Annotated in this window: 1 protein-coding gene and 1 pseudogene; both read left to right on the top strand. The window is 71.8% G+C overall.

Annotated elements, in window-relative coordinates:
- Positions 1–139 (top strand): annotated as a pseudogene (locus ABZV34_RS39295) (amino acid transporter); the annotation flags it as partial.
- Positions 140–255: 116 nt separating this feature from the next.
- On the top strand, positions 256–1530 hold a 1275-nt coding region (locus ABZV34_RS39290; RefSeq protein ID WP_356288039.1), incomplete at its 3' end, for an MFS transporter.

Below are 1530 nucleotides of genomic sequence, written 5' to 3'. Positions count from 1 at the left end.
GTGCTGGTTCGCCGCGCTGGGCTTCGGCGCCAGGCTGCTCGGCCGCTTCCTGTCCCGGCCCTCGTCGTGGCGGGTGCTGGACGCCCTGGTCGCCGCGACGATGATCGGCATGGGGACCTTGCTGATCGCCGGCGCCTGAGCGACGTACGCCACGCGTCCCTGACGGACCCCGGGGAACGGGCGTGACGGGCAGCACGGGACCCACGGGGACGCCGCACCCTCCTGTTCCGCGATAGTGAACCCTGACACCGAAAGATGTATCGAGCAGCCAGGACGGTCGTGGACACGAGCAAGAGCAGTACGGACGGCACGGACGGCGCACCGGCACCGGGGGACGGGCCGGCCGGTGCGGTTGACCCTGGGCAGCCGGACCGAAGTGGCTGGCGCCGCTGGACGATGGACACCCGCCCGTTGCGGCGCCCGGCGTACCGGAGGCTCTGGTCCTCCACCATCGTCACTTCGGTGGGCAGCCAGCTCACCGCCGTCGCCGTCCCCAAGCAGATCTACGACATCACCGGGTCCTCGGCCTGGGTCGGCTACGCGAGCATCGCCGGCCTGCTGCCCCTCGTGGTCTTCGCTCTCTGGGGCGGTGCCGTCGCCGACAGCATGGACCGGCGCAAGCTGCTCCTCATCACCAACACCGGGATAGCCGTCACCTCGCTGCTCTTCTGGATACAGGCCGCCACCGGAGTCGGCTCGGTCCTGGTCCTGATGGTCCTGCTCGCCCTGCAGCAGGCCTTCTTCGGTCTGAACGCACCGGCACGCACCGCGTCGATCGCCCGGCTGGTCCCCGCGGAGGAACTTCCCGCGGCGAACGCGCTCGGCTCGACCGTCATGCAGACGGGCCTGGTGGCCGGACCCCTGCTCGCCGGTGCCCTGATTCCGGTGATCGGCCTGAGCGAGCTGTATCTGGTCGACGCGCTGGCGCTGTGCGTCACCGTGTGGGCGGTCGTACGGCTGCCCCCGCTGGCGCCCCTGACGGGAGCGGCCGGCCGCCGCGCGGGCTGGCGCGAGGTCGTCGCGGGGTTCCGCTACATCGCCCTGCACAAGGTGCTGCTGCTGTCCTTCCTCGCCGACATCATCGCCATGGTCTTCGGCATGCCCCGCGCGCTGTTCCCGCAGCTCGCCGCCGAGACGTACGCGCCCTACGGCGAGGGCCTCGCGCTCGGGCTGCTGTTCGCGGCGATCCCCATCGGCGCGGTGATCGGCGGACTGATGTCGGGAACGTTCTCCCGTGCGCGCCGGCACGGGCTCATGGTGATCGTCGCGGTACTGGCCTGGGGTGCCGCCATCACCGGGTTCGGTCTCAGCGACAGCCTGTGGGTGGCCGTCGCGTTCCTCGCGGCCGCCGGAGTCGCCGACATGGTCTCCATGGTCTTCCGCGGGGCGATCCTGCTGTCGGCCGCCACCGACGAGATGCGCGGCCGGATGCAGGGAGTGTTCACCGTGGTGGTCGCGGGCGGCCCGCGCCTCGCCGACGTCCTGCACGGAACGGCCGGGTCCTTCCTGGGGGCCCGCACGGCCGTCGCG

This window comes from Streptomyces sp. NPDC005195, assembly GCF_040608315.1.
GTDB classification, from domain to species: domain Bacteria; phylum Actinomycetota; class Actinomycetes; order Streptomycetales; family Streptomycetaceae; genus Streptomyces; species Streptomyces kaempferi.
Note: the sequence above shows the minus strand (reverse complement) of the source record. Positions and strands in the feature narration are given on the sequence as shown.